20 protein-coding genes are annotated in these 17462 nt (G+C 63.1%); 17 read left to right on the forward strand and 3 right to left on the reverse strand.

Translation table 11 applies throughout. The features are described 5' to 3' along the window. The first annotated feature begins 503 nt into the window (after positions 1-503). The 17 genes from flhD to GEV01_RS08655 all read left to right on the forward strand — a co-directional run bounded on the left by flhD (position 504) and on the right by GEV01_RS08655 (position 15293). The gene (flhD, locus tag GEV01_RS08575; protein WP_008450090.1) at positions 504-821 is read left to right on the forward strand and encodes a flagellar transcriptional regulator FlhD; all 318 of its coding nucleotides are present in this window, start codon (positions 504-506) and stop codon (positions 819-821) included. Positions 822-847: 26 nt separating this feature from the next. Then, complete coding sequence (gene flhC / locus GEV01_RS08580) at positions 848-1393, forward strand: flagellar transcriptional regulator FlhC (protein ID WP_152803413.1); 546 nt, start codon at positions 848-850, stop codon at positions 1391-1393. Then, positions 1390-2187, forward strand: coding sequence for a class I SAM-dependent methyltransferase (locus tag GEV01_RS08585; protein ID WP_328595465.1), 798 nt, complete (start codon positions 1390-1392; stop codon positions 2185-2187). Before flhC ends, GEV01_RS08585 begins: the two co-directional genes overlap by 4 nt. Before the next feature lie 131 nt (positions 2188-2318). Further along, positions 2319-3179, forward strand: a complete 861-nt coding sequence (motA, locus tag GEV01_RS08590; protein ID WP_008450084.1) for a flagellar motor stator protein MotA — start codon at positions 2319-2321, stop codon at positions 3177-3179. A gap of 21 nt (positions 3180-3200) precedes the next feature. Further along, positions 3201-4148 (forward strand): flagellar motor protein MotB, encoded by a 948-nt coding sequence (gene motB / locus GEV01_RS08595; RefSeq protein ID WP_152803415.1) that lies wholly within the window; start codon positions 3201-3203, stop codon positions 4146-4148. 38 nt (positions 4149-4186) lie between these two features. Next, the gene (locus tag GEV01_RS08600) at positions 4187-4735 is read left to right on the forward strand and encodes a hypothetical protein (RefSeq protein ID WP_008450081.1); all 549 of its coding nucleotides are present in this window, start codon (positions 4187-4189) and stop codon (positions 4733-4735) included. Positions 4736-4800: 65 nt separating this feature from the next. Beyond that, on the forward strand, positions 4801-5166 hold the full coding sequence (locus tag GEV01_RS08605) for a response regulator (protein WP_008450079.1): 366 nt from the start codon (positions 4801-4803) through the stop codon (positions 5164-5166). A 45-nt stretch (positions 5167-5211) separates the two neighbouring features. Next, positions 5212-7413, forward strand: coding sequence for a chemotaxis protein CheA (gene cheA / locus GEV01_RS08610; protein WP_152803417.1), 2202 nt, complete (start codon positions 5212-5214; stop codon positions 7411-7413). 19 nt (positions 7414-7432) lie between these two features. Continuing rightward, the gene (locus tag GEV01_RS08615; RefSeq protein WP_152803419.1) at positions 7433-7921 is read left to right on the forward strand and encodes a chemotaxis protein CheW; all 489 of its coding nucleotides are present in this window, start codon (positions 7433-7435) and stop codon (positions 7919-7921) included. Positions 7922-8060: 139 nt separating this feature from the next. Beyond that, positions 8061-9788, forward strand: coding sequence for a methyl-accepting chemotaxis protein (locus GEV01_RS08620; RefSeq protein ID WP_152803421.1), 1728 nt, complete (start codon positions 8061-8063; stop codon positions 9786-9788). A gap of 71 nt (positions 9789-9859) precedes the next feature. Next, complete coding sequence (locus tag GEV01_RS08625; RefSeq protein ID WP_008450071.1) at positions 9860-10729, forward strand: CheR family methyltransferase; 870 nt, start codon at positions 9860-9862, stop codon at positions 10727-10729. A gap of 9 nt (positions 10730-10738) precedes the next feature. Beyond that, on the forward strand, positions 10739-11338 hold the full coding sequence (gene cheD, locus GEV01_RS08630) for a chemoreceptor glutamine deamidase CheD (protein ID WP_008450069.1): 600 nt from the start codon (positions 10739-10741) through the stop codon (positions 11336-11338). Between the two features lie 39 nt (positions 11339-11377). Further along, a complete protein-coding gene (locus GEV01_RS08635) occupies positions 11378-12448 on the forward strand; it encodes a protein-glutamate methylesterase/protein-glutamine glutaminase (protein WP_008450068.1) in 1071 nt (356 codons plus the stop codon). 143 nt (positions 12449-12591) lie between these two features. Then, complete coding sequence (gene cheY, locus GEV01_RS08640) at positions 12592-12981, forward strand: chemotaxis response regulator CheY (protein ID WP_008450066.1); 390 nt, start codon at positions 12592-12594, stop codon at positions 12979-12981. Between the two features lie 2 nt (positions 12982-12983). Continuing rightward, positions 12984-13631 carry a protein phosphatase CheZ gene (gene cheZ, locus GEV01_RS08645; protein ID WP_008450064.1) on the forward strand — a complete coding sequence of 216 codons (648 nt, stop codon included), beginning with the start codon at positions 12984-12986 and terminating at the stop codon, positions 13629-13631. A gap of 45 nt (positions 13632-13676) precedes the next feature. Beyond that, positions 13677-14885, forward strand: a complete 1209-nt coding sequence (locus GEV01_RS08650; RefSeq protein WP_152803423.1) for an EAL and HDOD domain-containing protein — start codon at positions 13677-13679, stop codon at positions 14883-14885. A 63-nt stretch (positions 14886-14948) separates the two neighbouring features. Continuing rightward, complete coding sequence (locus GEV01_RS08655; protein WP_152803425.1) at positions 14949-15293, forward strand: hypothetical protein; 345 nt, start codon at positions 14949-14951, stop codon at positions 15291-15293. Here GEV01_RS08655 and panC read toward each other — a convergent pair. Genes panC through GEV01_RS08670 form a run of 3 tightly spaced genes read right to left on the reverse strand, consistent with a single transcriptional unit; the run spans position 15290 to position 17325 of the window. Next, positions 15290-16129 carry a pantoate--beta-alanine ligase gene (gene panC, locus GEV01_RS08660; RefSeq protein WP_070361329.1) on the reverse strand — a complete coding sequence of 280 codons (840 nt, stop codon included), beginning with the start codon at positions 16127-16129 and terminating at the stop codon, positions 15290-15292. The genes GEV01_RS08655 and panC overlap by 4 nt on opposite strands. Positions 16130-16174: 45 nt before the next feature. Further along, entirely contained in the window at positions 16175-17095 is a 921-nt protein-coding gene (locus GEV01_RS08665; RefSeq protein WP_235914284.1) for a segregation and condensation protein A, read from the reverse strand. 20 nt (positions 17096-17115) lie between these two features. Then, entirely contained in the window at positions 17116-17325 is a 210-nt protein-coding gene (locus GEV01_RS08670; RefSeq protein WP_008450053.1) for a DUF3460 family protein, read from the reverse strand. Positions 17326-17462: the final 137 nt, after the last annotated feature.

Raw genomic sequence — 17462 nt, forward strand, 5'->3', positions numbered from 1 at the left:
GCGGGGCCGGTCATCGGGCCGCAAACCAGCATGAATGCAGGGTTTGCGACTTTTTTTAAATTATTTTCGTTTTTTTTCAAAAAAACCCTAAAGTTCCCCAAAACGCTGCCGTTACCAGTTTCATGATGAGCGGAAAAGCGCCATCAGGTGGCAAGACGGAAGTCGAAAATACTTCAAAATATTTTTGCGGAAACCCTAAAGTTCCTCGAAATGCTGCCGTAACCGGGTTAGATGTAGCAAAAAAGAGTCGCCGTACAGACTATTTTTCGTTTCACGACAGGACTTTTTTGAAGATCTTGGACCTTATGAAACCCGCGCCGCAAGGGCGTGGATGAGCGATCTGCGAGTGTTTGTCAGACAAACACCGACGGGTCGTGCCCGCTATTTCCCGACGAAAAATACGGAGGACATCCTCTACTCGTATTTTTGTTGCTCCCGCAGAATGTATCTCACTGGAAACGCAATTGTGTTCCGCAGTGCAGATCACGGACTAGGAGATGGAAATGACCGCTAACGATATGATGGCTGAAATTCGCGACGCCAACCTGAGCTACCTGATGTTGGCCCAGCAGATGATACGCGCCGACAAAGTCACCGCGATCTTCCGCCTTGGCATCGCCGCAGAGATCGCCGACCTGATCGAGGGCATGAGCAACGCCCAGATCCTGAAACTGGCAGGCGGCAACATGATGCTGGCCCGCTTCCGCTTCGACGACAGCGCCATCCTGTCGATGCTGACCAACTACAATAAAGACCGGGTGCTGGCCCAGTCGCACGCCGCCATCCTGATGGCCGGCCAGGCCGTCGAAGAAATCGCTTAATTGAGCAGCCGCCCGGAGCACAGATCATGACCAAGAAAAGCGTAGTGACGGAAGCCCAGGAAATCCAGCTGGCCATCGAACTGATACAGCTGGGCGCGCGCCTGCAACTGCTGGAGTCGGAAGTGTCGCTGTCGCGCGAACGCCTGCTCAAGCTGTATAAGGAACTCAAGGGCGTGTCGCCGCCGAAGGGCATGCTGCCGTTTTCCACCGACTGGTTCCTGACCTGGCAGCCGAACATCCACGCTTCGCTGTTCATCAACATCCATAAATTCCTGACCGAGCACGCCGGCGCCACCGGCATCGAGGCGGTCATGAAAGCCTACAAGCTGTACCTGGAGCAAATGCCGCCGGAAGCGGGCGAGGAGCCGCTGCTGTCGCTGACCCGCGCCTGGACGCTGGTGCGCTTCTTTAGCAGCCGCATGCTGGAACTGGCGCCGTGCGGCAAGTGCCAGGGCAAGTTCGTGGTCAACTGCATGGACTTGAACGGCAGCTATGTCTGCGGCCTGTGCCACATGCCTTCGCGCGCCGGCAAGACCAAGAAGGCGCGCGACGCCGACGCTCTGGCCGCGTGAACCGGCCGTCCCGCCCCGACTCCTATCTCCGGCGCCTGGCCCGCGCGCCCGCCGTGCGGGCGCTGCTGATCCAGTGCGGCGCCGCGCCCCTGACCCTGGCCATCCTGTACGTGATGGCCAGTTTCCGTTTTGACGTCGACGGCCGCAGCCTGGTGCTGGTGCAGGGTCTGCTCGCGGCCGGCCTGAGCTGGAAGCTGGGCCTGGCCGTGTGGTGGCGCGCGATCCAGTTGCTGTTCCCGGCCGCGCTGCTGGCGGCGCTGGCGCTGCAGCTGCCGCCGTGGCTGTTCCTGGCGGCCTTCCTGATTTTACTGGGCCTGTACTGGTCGACTTTCCGCACCCAGGTGCCGTACTACCCGTCGCGTCCGGCGGTCTGGGATGCGGTACGTCAAGTGCTGCCGCCGCCGGCCGCCGGCCAGCCCCTGCGCGTGATCGATATCGGCAGCGGCCTGGGCGGACTGGTGCTGTACCTGGCGCGCCAGCGGCCCGACGCCGAGTGCTGCGGCATCGAACTGGCGCCGCTGCCGTGGCTGGCCAGCCGCTTGCGCGCCGCGCTGGCCGGCGGCCGCGCCCGCTTCACGCTGGGCGATTACGAGCGGCTCGACTTCGCGCAATACGAGCTGGTCTTCGCCTACCTGTCGCCGGCCGCGATGGACGGCCTGTGGCGCAAGGCCGCCGCCGAAATGCGTCCCGGCGCCATGCTGATCAGCTACGAGTTTGCCATCCACGCCCGCGCGCCCGATCAGACCATTCACGCCACAGAGGGCGGGGCCGCCCTCTACATATGGTACTTTTAAGCATCATTTCGCGTTATTCTCTTGCCCGCTCCCCCCGAGTCACGCTATTGTAGTTCTACATGTAAATTTATTGAAAACGGCCGTTTGTTAGGTATGATGCGTGCCGTTTTCATTCTGGGGAGTCAGCGCGCTTGTTAGTCATAATTGGATATGTAGTGGTCTGCGTCGGCGTGTTCGGCGGCTTCGCCATGAACGGCGGGCATCTGGCCGCGCTGCTGCAGCCGCTGGAGCTGGTGATGATCGGCGGCGGCGCGCTGGGCGCCTTCCTGGTCGGTAACAACGGCAAGGCGCTGAAAGCCACGCTGGCCGCCGTGCCGACGCTGTTCAAGGGTTCGCGCTACACCAAGGACTTGTACATGGAGTTGATGTCGCTGCTGTTCGACGTCCTCTCCAAGGTGCGCAAGGAAGGCTTGATGTCGATCGAAGGCGATATCGACAGCCCGGAGCAAAGTCCGCTGTTCAGCAAGTATCCGAGCGTGCTGGAAGACCACCACATCGTCGAGTTCATGACCGATTACCTGCGCCTGATGGTGTCGGGGAATATGGATGCGTTCCAGATCGAGAACCTGATGGACAACGAGATCGACACCCACCACCACGAGCACGCCGTGCCGGCGCATGCCATCGCCAAGCTGGGCGACGGCATGCCGGCGTTCGGCATCGTGGCGGCGGTGATGGGCGTGGTGCACACGATGGAATCGGTGGGCTTGCCGCCGGCCGAGCTGGGCATCCTGATCGCCCACGCGCTGGTCGGCACCTTCCTCGGGATTCTGCTGGCCTACGGCTTCGTCGGCCCGCTGGCCAGCCTGCTGGAACAAAAGCTCGATGAATCGACCAAGATGTACCAGTGCGTCAAGGTCACGCTGCTGGCCAGCCTGAACGGCTACGCGCCGGCGCTGGCGGTGGAATTCGGCCGCAAGGTGCTGTACTCGACCGAGCGCCCGACCTTCGCCGAGCTGGAAGACCATATCAAGAAATCGAAATCCAAGTGACAGCAACCTTAAGGAATCGCCATGGCTGAAGAGGGCTTGCGGCCGATTATCGTCAAGCGCATCAAGAAGGGCGGCGGCGGCCACCATGGCGGCGCCTGGAAGATCGCGTATGCCGACTTCGTGACGGCGATGATGGCCTTCTTCCTGCTGATGTGGCTGCTGGGCTCGACCACCAAGGGCGACCTCAACGGCATTTCCGAATACTTCAAGACGCCGCTGAAAGTGGCGATGCAGGGCGGCTCGGGCAGCGGCGACAGTTCGTCGGTGATCCCCGGCGGCGGCAAGGACTTGACGCGGCGCGATGGCCAGGTCAAGGCCAGCGACGATCCTCAGATCAAGAAAACCTTTAACCTGACCGCCGCCAAGGCCGCGCTGGAAGCCGAGGAAAACCAGCGCCTGAAAGCGCTGAAGGAAAAGATCGAAGCCAAGATCGAGGCCAACCCGCTGCTGAAGAAATACAAGGAACAGCTGCTGCTCGACATCACCAGCGAAGGCTTGCGGATCCAGATCGTCGACGAGCAAAACCGCCCGATGTTCGCGCTGGCCAAGGCCGAGCTGCAACCGTACACGCGCGAAATCCTGCACGAGATCGGTTTCGTGCTGAACGACGTGCCGAACAAGATCGGCCTGTCCGGCCACACCGATTCGACGCCCTACCTGAGCGACGCCGGCTACAGCAACTGGGAATTGTCGGCCGACCGCGCCAACGCCTCGCGGCGCGAGCTGATCGCCGGCGGCATGGCCGACGCCAAGGTGCTGCGCGTGGTGGGCCTGGCTTCGGCCGCCAACCTCGACAAGGCCGACCCGTTCAACCCGATCAACCGCCGCATCAGCATCATCGTGATGAACAAGCGCACCGAGGAAAACGTGATGCGCGACGGCGCGCGCCAGATGGAAGTGGGCGCCGAGGACGGCCAGCCGGCCGCGCCGCCGGCGCCGGCGCCGGCCGGCCCGCCGGTGCGCAAGTAGCACAGAGCAAGTACGGCAAGCGGAACAACGAGACTGTTATGACGAGAAAAAAAATCCTGGGCTCACATGTAAAACGCCTGCTGTCGGGCGTGTCTGACCATGGACGCAAGCATTTAACCGAGGTCGAGACCGACCTGATCCAGACCGGCCTGCTGCTGGAAGAAGCGATCGAAAAGCTGTCCTTCAACTTCATGGCCATCCACCAGGCGGTTGAGGCCGAGCAGGCGACGATCCAGCTGCTGCTCGACGGCGGCACCGCCAGCGCCGAGCAGCGCGCCCAGCTGGAGGCGCTGCAGGGCCAGGTCGGCGGCTATGTCAACGCCGCCATCACCAGCCTGCAGTTCCAGGACATGACCAGCCAGCTGATCGACCGCACCTTGAAGCGCGTGACCGGCCTGCGCGAGTTCCTCGGCACGCTTGGCGCGCACGGCGCCGAGATGCTGCCCGAAAGCGACAACGAGGAAATCGTCGCGCTGCTGGGCAAGGTCAGCATGGCGCTGGCGATCCAGAGCCTGGAATTGCGCAGCGTGCTGCGCAAGGCCGTCAGTCAACAACACCTGGAGAGCGGCGACATCGAACTGTTTTGAGCGCCGCGACCTACCGATTGTTTTAAAAACGGACCCCGTCCGCATTGATAAGAGTGAGAACCAAGATGGCCAAGACAATACTTGCAGTTGATGATTCCAGTTCCCTGCGCCAGATGGTGGCCTTCAGCCTGAAAGCGGCCGGCTACCTGGTGGTGGAAGCGGTGGACGGCCAGGATGGCCTGGAAAAAGCCAAGCTGCAAAGCGTCGACCTGGTGCTGACCGACCAGAACATGCCGCGCATGGACGGCCTGCAGCTGATCAAGCTGCTGCGCGAACTGCCGGCCTACCAGAAGACCCCGATTCTGATGCTGACCACCGAATCGTCCGACGAGATGAAAGCCAAGGGCCGCGCCGCCGGCGCCAATGGCTGGCTGGTCAAGCCTTTCGATCCCCAGCGGCTCATCGAGGTAGTGAAGAAGGTCATCGGCTGATAAGGCGCGTGCAATGATGCTAAGCGAAACTTACGGAGTATCCCCATGACCATCGATATAAGCCAGTTTTTCCAGGTCTTTTTCGATGAGGCCGAGGAACTGCTGGCGGAAATGGAACGGCTGCTGCTGGCCGTCAACGTCGAGCAGCCGGACCCCGAGGATCTGAACGCGATCTTCCGCACCGCCCATTCCGTCAAGGGCGGCGCTTCCACGTTCGGCGTCACCGACATGACGGAAGTGACCCACATCCTGGAAACGCTGCTGGACCGCATCCGCAAGGGCGAGATGGCGCTGACCTCCGAGCACGTGGACGCCTTCCTGGCGGCCAAGGACATCCTCAAGATGCAGCTCGACGGCCACCGCCACGGCGCGGCGGTCGACCAGGACGCGGTCGGCGACGTGCGCATGATGCTGCAATCGCTGGCGCAGGACGTGCCGCTGGCGGCCATGGCCCCGGTGGCGCCATCGTTCCACGCCGGCGAGGCCAAGGCGGTCGACCACAGCGGCGGCCGCCGCTACCGGCTGGAACTGCCGGCCATGGTGCACCGCGAAGTGACGGCCCTGGGCGCCGAGCTGGGCCTGATGGGCCACGTCTCGATCACGCCGCTGGACCACGACCGCAACGCCATGGTCGTCACCACCCACGAGAGCCTGGACGACATCATCGCCATCTGCTCCTTCGTGCTGAACCCGGACGACATGGTCGTCACCGAACTGCCGGCGCTGGACGCCAAACAGGCCAAGCTGGAAAACGCCGAACGCTCCAAGGTCGAGAGCGCGCTGGGCTATGGCTTCTTCGACGAGACCGAGCTGCATCCGGCCGGCAGCGACGGCGCCGCCGGCTATGGCTTCTTCCAGCCGCTGGAGCAGATCCGCGCCGCCGCCGAAGAGGGCGCGGACGATGCGCGCGGCTACGGCTTCTTCCAGCCGGTCGAGCAAATCCGCGCGGCCGCCGGCATCGTCGCCGAGGCGGCGCCGACCGTGCAGCAGCAGGCCGCCGCCGAAGAGGAAAAGAAAGCCGCCAAGAAGGAAGAGAAGGGCGGCCCCGGCCCCGGCGCCGAATCGTCGTCGATCCGCGTGTCGATCGAAAAGGTCGACCAGCTGATCAACCTGGTGGGCGAGCTGGTCATCACGCAAGCGATGATCGAGCAGCGCGTCGACACGCTGGACCCGATGGTGCACGAGCGCCTGTTGAACAGCGTCAGCCAGCTGACCCGCAACACCCGCGACCTGCAGGAAGCGGTGATGTCGATCCGCATGATGCCGATGGACTTCGTGTTCTCGCGCTTCCCGCGCATGGTGCGCGACCTCGCGGCCAAGCTGGGCAAGAAGGTCGACTTCATCACCAACGGCGCCGCCACCGAACTGGACAAGGGCCTGATCGAACGCATCGTCGACCCGCTGACCCATCTGGTGCGCAACTCCATCGACCACGGCATCGAAATGCCGGACGTGCGCCGCGCCGCCGGCAAGAGCGACGCCGGCCGCCTGTTCCTGTCGGCCTCCCACCAGGGCGGCAACATCATCATCGAAGTGTCGGACGATGGCGGCGGCCTGAACCGCGAACGCATCCTGGCCAAGGCCGAGCAGAACGGCTTGCCGCTGCACGAGAACATGAGCGACGCCGAAGTCTGGCAACTGATCTTCGCGCCGGGCTTCTCGACCGCCGAACAAGTGACCGACGTCTCCGGCCGCGGCGTCGGCATGGACGTGGTCAAGCGTAATATCACGGCGATGGGCGGGGTGGTCGACATCCGCTCGGCCAAGGGTTTCGGCACCACGATCTCGATCTCGCTGCCGCTGACCCTGGCGATCCTGGACGGCATGTCGATCCGGGTCGGCGAAGAGGTCTACATCCTGCCGCTGGGCTTTGTCATCGAATCGCTGCAGCCGGTGCCGGAAGACGTCAAGGAAATCTCCGGCAAGGGCAGGGTGATCAAGGTGCGCGGCGAGTACCTGCCGCTGGTGCCGCTGTACCAGATGTTCGGCATCACGCCGCGCTTCACCGACCCCTGCCAGGGCATCGTGGTCATCATCGAAACCGACGGCCGCAAGGCCGGCCTGTTCATCGACGACCTGGTCGGCCAGCAGCAGGTGGTGGTCAAGAACCTGGAATCGAATTACCGCAAGGTGGCCGGCATTTCCGGCGCCACCATCCTGGGCGACGGCGGCGTGTCGCTGATCCTCGACGTCGCCGCATTGATACGCTCATCCCGCCAGCTCGCTGACGAACAGATTTTTAGCTAATCCCATCAAGGAAACCATCATGGCAGACGTACTAACCACCGGGGCAAACGAGATCGCCGGCCACGAATACCTGGCGTTCACGCTGGGTTCGGAGGAATACGGCATCGACATCCTGAAGGTGCAGGAAATCCGCGGCTACGAAACCGTGACCCGGATCGCCAACGCCCCGGAGTTCATCAAGGGCGTGATCAACCTGCGCGGCATCATCATCCCGGTGGTCGACATGCGCATCAAGTTCAACCTCGGCTCGCCGGTGTACGACCAGTTCACCGTGGTCATCATCCTCAACATCAGCGGCCGCATCGTCGGCATGGTGGTGGACTCGGTGTCGGACGTGACCACGCTGACGCCGGAGCAGGTCAAGCCGTCGCCGGAAATGGGCACGGCCTTCAGTTCCGACTACATGATCGGCCTGGGCACCATCGATGAGCGTATGCTGATCCTGGTGAACATCGACAAGCTGATGTCGAGCGCCGAGATGGGCTTGATGGAACAGCTGGCGGCCTAGGTCCAAGCCTGAGGCCGGGCCCGGCAGCAACCCGCGACAGCGCCCGACAGAGTGCGCGCCGCAACGATAACAACGATACGGGGTCCGCAGGCAGTACCCGGCGGACAACAGAACAGACAGCAATAGGGGAGAAAACCACATGAATTTACGCGACTTCAAGATTGGCGCACGACTGCGCATCGGTTTCGGCAGCATTCTTGCCATCCTGGTGCTCATGGTCCTGATGACCAACTACCTGAACTACAGCAACAAGAGCAAGCTGACCGGCGGCCTGGAGCTGTCGACCGAGAAAAACCTGGAAGCGGGCACGATGAAGAGCGCGATGCTGGAGACCGGCATCGCCATGCGCAACATCGGCCTGCAGTCCGACGTCAGCCTGATGCAGAAGGAAGAGCAAAAGGTCAAGGACCAGCGCGCCCGCTACGACAAGGCGCTGGCCAGCCTGAAGGCGCAGGGCTTGAACGAGGCCGAGAAGAAAGTGCTGGCCGATATCGCCGCGCTCGACACCGATACCGACAAGGCGTTCAAGGAAGCCATCGGCCAGGTGCTGGCGTTTAACAGCGAAGGCGCGGCCAAGGTCATTTCCGGCCGCATCGACCCGCTCAACCAGCAGACGCTGGCGCTGATCAACAAGCTGGTCGACATGCAGCAGGCCGCCGCCAAGGACGTGATGGCCGGTTCGGTCACGGCCGACCGCAGCCTGATGATGATGCTGTTCCTGCTGGGCGCGATCGCGGTGGCGATCGGCATCGCCTGCGCCGCCGTCATCACCCGCTCGATCACCGGCCCGCTGGCCGGCGCGGTCGAAGTCGCGCAAAAAGTGGCGGCCGGCGAGCTGACCTCGCAAGTCTACGTCGAAGGCAAGGACGAGACCAGCGAACTGCTGCAGGCATTGAAGGACATGAACGACAGCCTGGCCAAGACCGTCGGCGACGTCCGCACCGGCACCGAGCTGATCTCGACCGCCTCGCAGGAAATCGCCTCCGGCAACGCCGACCTGTCGGCCCGCACCGAATCGCAAGCGAGCTCGCTGGAAGAGACCGCGTCGTCGATGGAAGAACTGACCTCGACCGTCAAGCAGAACGCCGACAACGCCCGCCAGGCCAACCAGCTGGCCGTGACCGCCTCGTCGGTGGCGGAAAAGGGCGGCACCGTGGTTTCGCAAGTGGTGGAAACCATGGGCTCGATCAAGGCCAGCTCCAGCAAGATCGTCGACATCATCGGCGTGATCGACGGCATCGCCTTCCAGACCAACATCCTGGCGCTGAACGCCGCCGTCGAAGCGGCCCGCGCGGGCGAACAGGGCCGCGGCTTCGCGGTGGTGGCCTCCGAGGTGCGCAACCTGGCGCAGCGCTCGGCCGGCGCCGCCAAGGAAATCAAGGAGCTGATCGGCGACTCGGTCAACAAGGTCGACGCCGGCAGCAAGCTGGTCGACGAGGCCGGCCAGACCATGGACCTGATCGTCACGTCGATCCGCCAGGTGGCCGACATCATGGGCGAGATCACCGCCGCCACCCAGGAACAGAGCAACGGCATCGAGGAAGTCAACCAGGCCATCACCCAGATGGACGAGATGACCCAGCAGAACGCCGCGCTGGTGGAAGAAGCGGCCGCAGCGGCCGAGAGCATGCAGGAGCAGGCCGAGTTGCTGGCGCAGGCCGTCAGCATCTTCAAGCTGTCGCACGACGAGTCGGGCCGTCGCCCGGCCGTGCGCGCGGCTGCGCCGGCAGCTCGTCCGGCCGCCGCGCCGGCGATCCAGCGTGCCCCGGCGCCGGCCCCGCGCCCGGCGGTGGCCGCCGCCAAGCCGGTCGCGCCCAAGAAGCTGAGCGCAGCACCGGCCGCCGGCGACGAATGGGAAGAGTTTTAAGCAGCAGCAAGCGGCGTCCCCTGCGGGACGTCGCCGCAGGCATTGTTAGTTTAGATTAAGGAATACAGAACATGCCGCAAACCAAAGACACCGTCAAAGAGTTTGATTTCAACGCCAAGGACTTCGAACGCGTCCGCGGCCTGATCTACAAACGGGCCGGCATCTCGCTGGCCGACAGCAAGCAAGAGATGGTGTACAGCCGCCTGGCGCGGCGTTTGCGCGCCACCGGCATCGCCTCCTTCGCCAAGTACCTGGACGACCTGGAGGCCGGCCGCCTGGGCGAGGAATGGGAGTCGTTCACCAACGCGCTGACCACCAACCTGACCTCGTTCTTCCGCGAAGCCCACCACTTCCCGCTGTTGGCCGAGCACATCAAGCACAAGCGCGAACCGATCACCATCTGGTGCTCGGCCAGCTCGACCGGCGAAGAACCGTATTCGATCGCCATGACCGTGTGCGAGGCGTTCAACACGCTCACGCCCAACTGCCACATCATCGCCACCGACATCGACACCAATGTGCTGGCCACGGCCGCCAACGGCGTCTACTCGATGGACCGGCTGGACAAGATGTCGCCCGAGCGCTCGCGCCGCTTTTTCCTGAAAGGCAAGGGCGACCGCGAAGGCATGGCCCGCGTGCGGCCCGAGCTGCGCAATATGATCACCTTCAAGCAGCTCAACCTGCTGGCCGACGGCTGGCCGATCAGCGGCCAGTTCGACGTGATCTTTTGCCGCAACGTCATGATTTACTTTGACAAAGCCACGCAGCGTAAAATCCTGTCCCGCTTTGTCCCATTGATGAAACCGGACGCCCTGCTGTTTGCGGGCCATTCGGAGAATTTCCTCTACGTGTCGGAGTCGCTCAAACTACGCGGCAAGACGGTGTATGAGCTGGACGAACAACACCGTGGCGCTGCTCAAAAAGCATCGCAACGCACATGAGAGTAAAACATGGACCTCGAACAATTTGCCACGAACGTTTATTACGATAGAACGTTCGACTGCGAAGCCGCCAAGATACTGCCGGGCGAGTACTACTTCACCAACAAGGACATGTTGATCGTGACGGTGCTCGGCTCCTGCGTGTCGGCCTGCATCCGCGACCGCGTGACCGGCCTGGGCGGCATGAACCACTTCATGCTGCCGGACGGCGGCGGCGACAACGGCAGCCCGGTGTCGGCCTCGGCCCGCTACGGCACCTACGCGATGGAGATCCTGATCAACGACCTGCTCAAGGCCGGCGCCAAGCGCGAGAACATGGAAGCCAAGGTGTTCGGCGGCGGCGCCGTATTGAAGGGCTTCACCGCCATCAACGTCGGCGAGCGCAACGCCGCCTTCGTGCTGAACTTCCTCAAGGTCGAGAAAATCCGTGTGGTGGCCGAAGACTTGAACGACATCCACCCGCGCAAGGTGTACTTCTTCCCGCGCACCGGCAAGGTGCTGGTCAAGAAACTGATGCAGACCCATAACGACACGCTGGCCAAGCGCGAAATCGAGTACGCCAGCCGTCTGAAGAAAGCGCCGGTGGGTGGCGATATCGATCTGTTTTAATGTAAGTAGTGGGGCCTTTTGCCCGGAAAGTAGCTTTTTATGAAGATCAAAGTCCTGATCGTCGACGATTCCGCGCTGATCCGCAGCGTGATGAGCGAGATCATCAACAGCCAGCCCGACATGGAAGTGGTGGGCGTCGCCCCCGACCCGCTGGTCGCGCGCGAGCTGATCAAGCAAACCAACCCCGACGTGCTGACCTTGGACGTCGAGATGCCGAAAATGGACGGCCTGGATTTCCTCGAAAAACTGATGCGCTTGCGGCCGATGCCGGTGGTGATGGTGTCCTCGCTGACCGAGCGCGGTTCCGAGATCACCATGCGCGCGCTGGAACTGGGCGCGGTCGACTTCGTCACCAAGCCTAAGATCTCGATCCAGGCCGGCATGCGCGAGTACACCGACCTGATCACCGACAAGATCCGCGCCGCCTCCAAGGCGCGCGTGCGCGCCCGCACGCTGCCGCAGCCGGGCGCCGAAGGCCAGGCGCCGTTGCCGCAGCTGCGCAATCCGCTGACCTCGTCGGAAAAACTGATCATCATCGGCGCCTCCACCGGCGGCACCGAGGCGATCCGCGAATTCCTGATGCAGATGCCGTCCGACTGCCCAGGCATCCTGATCACCCAGCACATGCCGGAAGGTTTCACGCGCTCGTTCGCCAAGCGCCTCGATTCGCTGTGCAAGATCTCGGTGCAGGAAGCGGCCGGCAACGAGCGGGTGCTGCCGGGCCACGCCTACATCGCCCCCGGCCACTCGCACCTGTACCTGACCCGCAGCGGCGCCAACTACATGACCAAGATCGACCAGGCCGAGCCGGTCAACCGCCACCGGCCGTCGGTCGACGTGCTGTTCCGTTCGGCTGCCCAGTGCGCCGGTAAAAACGCGGTTGGGGTTATCCTGACCGGCATGGGCAAGGATGGCGCGGCCGGCATGCTGGAGATGAAGGGCGCCGGCGCGTATAATTTTGCCCAGGACGAAGCCAGCTGCGTGGTGTTCGGCATGCCGCGCGAAGCGATCGCGGTCGGCGCCGCCCACGAAGTCGGGGCCTTGCAAGCCCTGCCGGGCATGGTGCTGGGCTATCTGGCGGCGCACGGCATGCGCGCGCTGCGGGTCTGACGGGAGCAAATGCGCTTTAAATCGTCAAGTGTGACGTTTTACTGCTACTTTGTTCGCCTTAAAGCAACGAAAATGCTATCCTACAACTTGCTGGCAATTGTAGACACTATTAACAACCGCGTAGAGAAACAACGGAGTAATTCATGGCTGATCCAAAGATGAAATTTTTAGTCGTTGACGATTTTTCGACGATGCGCCGCATTGTCCGGAATCTGTTGAAGGAACTGGGTTATGCCAATGTCGACGAGGCAGAGGACGGCGTGATGGCGCTGGCGAAGCTGCGTGCCGAATCGTTCGACTTCGTCGTGTCCGACTGGAACATGCCGAACATGGACGGCTTGACGATGTTGCAAAACATTCGTGCCGATCCTGCGCTGGCCAAGCTGCCGGTGTTGATGGTGACGGCAGAAGCCAAGAAGGAAAACATCATCGCGGCGGCCCAGGCCGGCGCCAATGGCTACGTGGTCAAGCCCTTCACCGCTGCAACGCTGGATGAAAAACTGAACAAGATCTTCGAGAAACTCGGAGCTTGATGATGGTTGAGCAACAAAACGGCGCCATCGCAGGCACTGCGGTGGAGCCGAATGAGGAGTTTTTGTCGCGTATCGGCCACATGACGCGGGCCTTGCATGAAAGCCTGCGCGGCCTGGGTCTGGATAAATTGATAGAAAAAGCGGCGTCGGACATCCCCGACGCCCGCGACCGTCTCGATTATGTGGCGCGGCTCAGCGAAGACGCGGCGCAGAAAGTGTTGAACGCCACCGACGCCGCCAGTCCCTTGCAGGACCAGATCGCCGGCGATGCCAAACAGCTGAGCGCTTCCTGGAACGGCTTGCTGGCCGGCGACGCTTCCGACGCGCAATGGCGCGCGCTGGCGCAGCAGACCATCGCCGCGCTGGACGGCGCCACCGCCGGCACCTCGCAGACCAAGGCGCATCTGATGGACATCATGATGGCGCAGGACTTCCAGGACTTGACCGGGCAAGTGATCAAGAAAGTCACCTCGATCGCGCAAAACCTTGAAAAGCAGTTGGTGCAGATGCTGATCGACTTTGCGCCTGAACAGATGAAGAAGGAAATCGACAACGGCTTGCTGAACGGACCGCAGATCGATCCGACCCGCGAGAACGTGGTGGCTGACCAGGAGCAGGTGGACGACTTGCTGGATAGTCTGGGCTTTTGATCTGTACCGGCCCGTTCGCCACGGGCCTCCTCCCATACGAGCATCATGCATCAGACCAATTTTCTCGTTCGTGAGCCGCTGCTGGACCCCAAGCAGCGGGTGGTTGGGTATGAGATCTGCTGGCAGCGGCAGGGCGCTGCGCCGTCCTCGCCCGCCGAGCTGGAAGCGCTGGTGGCCTTCGTCGCCGGCCAGGTGCTGGATGCCGACGGCAACTGGGCCTTGCGCGACAAAATCCTTTTCCTCGAAGCGGTGCCGGCCATGCTGTCGACCGATGCCTTGCATCAGTTGCCGCCGGAACGCACCGTCCTCTCGATCAAGACTTCCGAACTGGCCCGTCCCGACACGCTGACCGCCGTGCAGGCGCTGCGCGCCGGCGGCGTCGGCATCCTGCTGCGCGAGGCCGACATTGCCCGCATCGGCAACCGCCTGCCGACCATCGCCTCGTATGTTGAAGTACGCTTTTCCGGCGCCGACGTCGGCACCCAGGCGCGCGCCTACGCCGCACTGAAGCAGTCGGCGGTGGGCATGGTGGCGCGGCCGGTCAGCAACTGGGCCGACTTCGACGCCTGCGCCGCGCTGGGGCTGAACGCCTTCGTCGGCAAGCTGCACCTGACACCCCGTCCCAGCACCGACAGCAAGGGCTTGAATCCGGCCCAGGCCATCATCATGCAACTGATGCAGATGGTGCGGCAGAACGCCGACATCGCCCAGCTGGAGGCGGTGCTCAAGCGCGACGCCACGCTGTCGTACAAGCTGCTGCGGTTTATCAATTCTGCCGGCTTCGGCGCCGGGCGCGAGATCCAGTCGCTGCGCCAGGCGCTGACCTTGCTGGGCTACACGCCGCTGTACCGCTGGCTGACCTTGCTGCTGGCGACGGCCAGCACTTCCGGCTATTCGCCGGTGCTGCTGGAGACGGCGGTGGTGCGCGGCCGCCTGGCCGAGCTGCTGGCGGTGGGCGCGCTGGGCAAGAGCGAAGCGGAAAACGTCTTCGTGGCGGGCATGTTCTCGCTGCTGGACCGGCTGCTGGGCATCAGCATGCAGGAAGTGCTGGCCAACATCCAGCTGTCCGACGATGTGGTGGCGGCGCTGCTGACGCGCAGCGGCAAGTACGGGCCGTATCTGGCGCTGGCCGAGGCTTGCGAACTCAATTCCGACCTGGTGGCCTCGCTGGCCGCCTCCCTCAAGCTGAGCCCGGAAGATGTGAACCAGGCCCACCTGTCCGCGCTGGCCTGGGCGCAAAACGTCGCCGCCTGATCCGTCGGAAACGGCGTCCGTGCGGGCGTTGACAGGGGCGGTTGCGGGGCGGATTATCGGCGGATGAACGCGAATTCCGACAAAGAGTATATCGACGCCAGGGCGGATGGCCTCCGGGCTGTGCTCGACGAGCGCACCGAGGCGATTCGCGACTCGATGGAGGCGATGCGGGTGGCGGTGGAGGCCAAGATTGTGAGTACCGTCGAAAGCGCGGTTTCTCAGTTCGTCAAATGGCTGGTAGGGTTGTTTATTGCTTCGATCACCATTTCCGTCACGGTGATCACCTTCGTGCTGAACAACGCTGTGCCCAAGGCGCAGCCGGCCGCGCCGGCGACGCCGGCCGTGATCATCCAGGTGTCGCCGCAGGGCGTCAGCGTACTGCCGGCGGCCCCGCCGCCTAAACCTTAAATTTCCAGATTGTCGATCAAACGGGTCGAGCCCAGCTTGGCGGCGGCCAGCACCACCAGCGGCGTGCCTTGCGCCAGGTCGCCGGCGCTCGGCGGTTGCAGGTCGATGCGCTTGCGGATCGAGATGTAGTCAGGCTTCCAGCCGCGCTGGGCCAGATCGTCCATCGCCTTGTGCTCCAGCTGGAAGATGTCCAGGTGGCCGGAGCGCACTTCGGCCGCGACCGAGTTCAGGCTCTGGTACAGGGCCGGCGCTTCGGCGCGCTCGGCCGGCGACAGGTACATATTGCGCGACGACAGCGCCAGGCCGTCGTCGGCGCGGTAGGTCTCGGCGGCGATGATCTCGGTCGGCAGCGCGAACTGGCGGCTCATGTTACGCACGATCATCAGCTGCTGGTAATCCTTCTTGCCGAACACGGCCACGCGCGGCTGCACGCAGGAGAACAGCTTGAGCACCACGGTGGTCACGCCGGTGAAGAAGCCCGGGCGGAACTCGCCCTCCAGCGTGTTGCCCAGGTCGTCCGGCGGACGCACGCGGAATTCCTGCGGCTCCGGGTACAAATCCTTTTCGGTCGGCGCGAACAGCACGTACACGCCTTCCTTCTCCAGCTTCTCGACGTCGGCCTGGAAGGTGCGCGGGTATTTGTCGAAATCCTCGTTCGGGCCGAATTGCAGGCGGTTGACGAAGATCGACGCCACCACCGGGTCGCCGTGCTTGCGCGCCAGGCGCATCAGGGACAGGTGGCCCTCGTGCAGATTGCCCATGGTCGGGACGAAAGCGGTGCGCAGTTGGCCGCTGAGTTGGTCGCGCAGTTCTTCTATGGAGGTGACGATTTTCATGACATGGTCGCTATGAGCGTAATGGGAATTCAGGGGCGCCTGCCGTCAGGCGGGCGAGTAGGCCAGCCGCACGTAGATGGGCGCAAACGGTTCGGCCTGGGTAATTTCGATCAGCGTTTCCTTGGCCAGCTCCAGCAGCGCGACAAAGTTCACCACCACCACCGGCACGCCGCCGGCGCCGTCGAACAGGTCGGCGAACTCGACGAAGCGGCTCGATTGCAGGCGCCGCAGGATGCCGGTCATGTGCTCGCGCACCGACAGTTCCTCGCGGCTGATCTTGTGGTGCTGGGTCAGCTTGGCGCGCTTGAGAACGTCCAGCCAGGCTTGCTGCAGGTCGATAGGCTCCACGTCCGGCCAGGTCGGCACCAGGCTTTGCTCGATGAAGATCTGGGTGCGGACGAAGTCGCGGTCCAGCTGCGGGATCGTGTTCAAGTCGTAGGCGGCCAGCTTGATCTGCTCGTACTCCAGCAGGCGGCGCACCAGCTCGGCGCGCGGGTCGTCGCTCTCGATGTCGAGCTCGGACTGGCGCTGCGGCAGCAGCATGCGCGATTTAATCTCGATCAGCATGGCCGCCATCAGCAGGTACTCGGCGGCCAGTTCCAGGTTGGACAGGCGGATCTGGTCGACATATTTCAGGTATTGCAGCGTCAGCTGCGCCATCGGGATGTCGAGGATGTTGAAGTTTTGCTTGCGGATCAGGTAGAGCAGCAAGTCCAGCGGGCCTTCGAAGGCTTCGAGGAAGATTTCCAGCGCGTCGGGCGGGATGTACAGATCGTTGGGCAGCTTGAGCAGCGGCTCGCCGTACAGGCGGGCGAGGGCGGCCACCTCGGTGGTGACGGCCGCCGCCTCGACCGCTGCGGCCGCCGTGGCCAGCTCCGCCGCCTCGGGCGACGGCTGTGCCACTGCCTCGGCGAGGACGCCGTCGGCTGCTGGCGGCTGGACTTCAGCCATATCGTCTGGCAACATGCTTGCCGCCCCGGGGGTGCTTAGACCTTGTTCTGGTAGACGTAGGCTTGTTGCTTGATGGCCGATTTCAGCTGGCGCTCCTGCTCATCCAGCGATACCGGCGGACGATCCCACAGCAGCGCGCGGCCTTGTTGCTGGCCAGCTTCCATGCCCGGGTTCTTTTCCTTCAACGCCTTGATGAACAGGGTGTGCTCGGATTCGTACATCGAATGTTGTTTAGAGAGTTTCATATTTTCTAAGTGGGTGGATCAGCAACGCGTATTTTACCGCGCCGCGGCGGCTGGGCGCTAATGCTATCGCTCGCCGCCAGCGGGAAATGGCGGAATCGGCTATGCTCAAGTTGCAATATTGCATAGTTCTTACACAA

The sequence above is a fragment of the Rugamonas rivuli genome (assembly GCF_009380165.1).
Taxonomy (GTDB): Bacteria; Pseudomonadota; Gammaproteobacteria; order Burkholderiales; family Burkholderiaceae_D; genus Rugamonas; species Rugamonas rivuli.

What these genes read in the sequence shown, in the direction of transcription:
- GEV01_RS08605 (WP_008450079.1), top strand. Translation starts at nt 4,801, where the DNA reads ATGGCCAAGACAATACTTGCAGTTGATGATTCCAGTTCCCTGCGCCAG.
- GEV01_RS08665 (WP_235914284.1), bottom strand. Translation starts at nt 17,095, where the DNA reads ATGTTGCCAGACGATATGGCTGAAGTCCAGCCGCCAGCAGCCGACGGC.
- GEV01_RS08625 (WP_008450071.1), top strand. Translation starts at nt 9,860, where the DNA reads ATGCCGCAAACCAAAGACACCGTCAAAGAGTTTGATTTCAACGCCAAG.
- flhC (WP_152803413.1), top strand. Translation starts at nt 848, where the DNA reads ATGACCAAGAAAAGCGTAGTGACGGAAGCCCAGGAAATCCAGCTGGCC.
- GEV01_RS08635 (WP_008450068.1), top strand. Translation starts at nt 11,378, where the DNA reads ATGAAGATCAAAGTCCTGATCGTCGACGATTCCGCGCTGATCCGCAGC.
- panC (WP_070361329.1), bottom strand. Translation starts at nt 16,129, where the DNA reads ATGAAAATCGTCACCTCCATAGAAGAACTGCGCGACCAACTCAGCGGC.
- GEV01_RS08650 (WP_152803423.1), top strand. Translation starts at nt 13,677, where the DNA reads ATGCATCAGACCAATTTTCTCGTTCGTGAGCCGCTGCTGGACCCCAAG.
- GEV01_RS08670 (WP_008450053.1), bottom strand. Translation starts at nt 17,325, where the DNA reads ATGAAACTCTCTAAACAACATTCGATGTACGAATCCGAGCACACCCTG.
- GEV01_RS08620 (WP_152803421.1), top strand. Translation starts at nt 8,061, where the DNA reads ATGAATTTACGCGACTTCAAGATTGGCGCACGACTGCGCATCGGTTTC.
- GEV01_RS08655 (WP_152803425.1), top strand. Translation starts at nt 14,949, where the DNA reads ATGAACGCGAATTCCGACAAAGAGTATATCGACGCCAGGGCGGATGGC.
- cheY (WP_008450066.1), top strand. Translation starts at nt 12,592, where the DNA reads ATGGCTGATCCAAAGATGAAATTTTTAGTCGTTGACGATTTTTCGACG.
- GEV01_RS08600 (WP_008450081.1), top strand. Translation starts at nt 4,187, where the DNA reads ATGACGAGAAAAAAAATCCTGGGCTCACATGTAAAACGCCTGCTGTCG.
- GEV01_RS08615 (WP_152803419.1), top strand. Translation starts at nt 7,433, where the DNA reads ATGGCAGACGTACTAACCACCGGGGCAAACGAGATCGCCGGCCACGAA.
- flhD (WP_008450090.1), top strand. Translation starts at nt 504, where the DNA reads ATGACCGCTAACGATATGATGGCTGAAATTCGCGACGCCAACCTGAGC.
- cheZ (WP_008450064.1), top strand. Translation starts at nt 12,984, where the DNA reads ATGGTTGAGCAACAAAACGGCGCCATCGCAGGCACTGCGGTGGAGCCG.
- cheD (WP_008450069.1), top strand. Translation starts at nt 10,739, where the DNA reads ATGGACCTCGAACAATTTGCCACGAACGTTTATTACGATAGAACGTTC.
- motB (WP_152803415.1), top strand. Translation starts at nt 3,201, where the DNA reads ATGGCTGAAGAGGGCTTGCGGCCGATTATCGTCAAGCGCATCAAGAAG.
- cheA (WP_152803417.1), top strand. Translation starts at nt 5,212, where the DNA reads ATGACCATCGATATAAGCCAGTTTTTCCAGGTCTTTTTCGATGAGGCC.